This window comes from Hymenobacter fastidiosus (genome assembly GCF_039539565.1).
GTDB lineage: Bacteria > Bacteroidota > Bacteroidia > Cytophagales > Hymenobacteraceae > Hymenobacter > Hymenobacter fastidiosus.
Map to the genome: position 1 here is coordinate 1 of NZ_BAABDJ010000047.1, position 1,542 is coordinate 1,542.

Annotated in this window: 1 rRNA gene; it reads right to left on the reverse strand. The window is 51.8% G+C overall.

Annotated elements, in window-relative coordinates:
* Positions 1-1,509 (reverse strand): 23S ribosomal RNA (locus ABD833_RS19035); the annotation flags it as partial.
* Positions 1,510-1,542: the final 33 nt, after the last annotated feature.

The window sequence follows — 1,542 nt, forward strand, 5'->3', positions numbered from 1 at the left end:
ACGGGCACTTCCGTCCGCCCGCGTCTCTTTCACTACTGCGTCACCGCATCACTCCACAAAATAAGTGCTGGAATATCAACCAGCTGTCCATCGACGTAGCCTCTCGGCGTAGCCTTAGGTCCCGACTAACCCTGATCCGATTAGCGTTGATCAGGAAACCTTAGTCTATCGGCGTGTGGGTTTCTCACCCACATTATCGTTACTCATGCCTACATTTGCTTTTCCAGCCGCTCCAGCATCCCTGACAGGACACCTTCACCGCTGCTGGAATGCTCCCCTACCACTTAGTCACTAAAGACTAAATCCATTGCTTCGGTACCGGACTTGATGCCCGCGTATTATCGATGCCCTCTCGCTCGACCAGTGAGCTGTTACGCACTCTTTAAATGAATGGCTGCTTCCAAGCCAACATCCTGGCTGTCAAGGCAAGTGGACCTCCTTTGTTCAACTTAGTCCGAATTTAGGGACCTTAGCAGATGGTCTGGGTTCTTTCCCTCTCGGCATGGGACCTTAGCACCCCACGCCTCACTGCCGGCTATATTACTAGGCATTCGGAGTTCATCAGGATTCGGTAGGCTTTGACACCCCCTAGTCCTATTGGTAGCTCTACCTCCTAGTAACTCTACGCCGACGCTGTACCTAAATACATTTCGGGGAGTACGAGCTATTTCTCAGTTTGATTGGCCTTTCACCCCTACCCACAACTCATCCAAATCCTTTTCAACGGAAACTGGTTCGGTCCTCCAGTTAGTTTTACCTAACCTTCAACCTGGTCATGGGTAGATCACAAAGTTTCGCGTCTACCCCCACTGACTGCACGCCCTATTCAGACTCGCTTTCGCTGCGGCTCCGTGCTTCCAAGCACTTAACCTTGCCAGTGAGGAGTAACTCGTAGGCTCATTATGCAAAAGGCACGCCGTCAGCCCACTAAAGGCCTCCGACCGCTTGTAAGCACACGGTTTCAGGTTCTTTTCACTCCCTTATTCAGGGTTCTTTTCACCTTTCCCTCACGGTACTGGTTCACTATCGGTCTCTCAGGAGTATGTAGCCTTAGCGGATGGTGCCGCTGGATTCAAACGGGATTTCTCCGGTCCCGCTCTACTCAGGAATCCTCTACCGTACCTAATCAGTTCGCTCACGGGACTCTCACCCTCTGCGGTCGACTTTCCCACGTCGTTCAGCTAAAATTAGATAATCAGATGTTGAGGTCCTACAACCCCGGACTGGCCGTAACCAACCCGGTTTGGGCTCCTCCCCGTTCGCTCGCCACTACTTGGGGAATCATTGTTATTTTCTTTTCCTCCGGGTACTTAGATGTTTCAGTTCCCCGGGTTTGCCCGTATAGCACTTAAGCTATACGCCCTACTGCTTCACAGTAGTGGGTTGCCCCATTCGGATATCTGCGGATCACCTCGTATGTGCCAATCCCCGCAGCTTTTCGCAGCTTATCACGTCCTTCATCGCCTCTGAGAGCCAAGGCATCCCCCGTGTGCCCTAGTTTACTTCTAGGTGTTCGTCTTCTTGCAAAGACAAACATGCTCG